Source organism: Mesorhizobium sp. M0960 (assembly GCF_040319055.1).
GTDB lineage: Bacteria > Pseudomonadota > Alphaproteobacteria > Rhizobiales > Rhizobiaceae > Mesorhizobium.
On sequence record NZ_JAMYNN010000059.1, the window covers coordinates 1 to 574 of the forward strand.

General features: G+C 68.8%; 1 protein-coding gene. It reads left to right on the plus strand.

Annotated features, from left to right (window positions below; genetic code table 11):
- Nucleotides 1–574: transposase (locus NKH63_RS31300; RefSeq protein WP_352920531.1), on the plus strand; the 574-nt coding region annotated here is incomplete at both ends.

A 574-nucleotide genomic window follows, 5' to 3' on the forward strand; every position in this document is an offset into this window, starting at 1 on the left:
GGGCATCCGCGACTACGAGCCTTTGCGCCGCGACCGCCGCGATCGCCTGGAAGAACTGCGGACCGGCGATGGCCGCGCCCTGCCGGCCCGCATGAAGGCCCAGATCGGCCGCGAACTTGACCGTCTCGAATTGCTGCTCGGCCAGATCAAGGCGATGGAGGCCGAGCGCGACGCGCTGCTCGCCGCGACGGCGGTGGACGCCTCGACGCCGGCGGCGATGTTGCTCAAGCTGAAGGGCATCGGGCCGGAATTCGCGACGATCCTCCACGCCGAAGGGCTGTTCCGGCATTTCAACAACCGCAGGCAGGTGGCCGCCTACGCGGGACTGGCACCTTCCCCATGGAAGAGCGGCACGATCGATCACGAACAAGGCGTGTCAAAGGCAGGCAATCCGCGGCTGCGAACGACGATGGTCGAGCTTGCCTGGCTGTGGCTGCGCCATCAGCCGGCCTCGGGCCTGGCCCGCTGGTTCAGCGAACGGGTGGCGCGCAACGGCGGCCGCCTCAAGAAGGCGATGATCGTCGCGCTCGCCCGCAAGCTGCTGGTGGCGCTGTGGAAATACGCGACCGCCGGC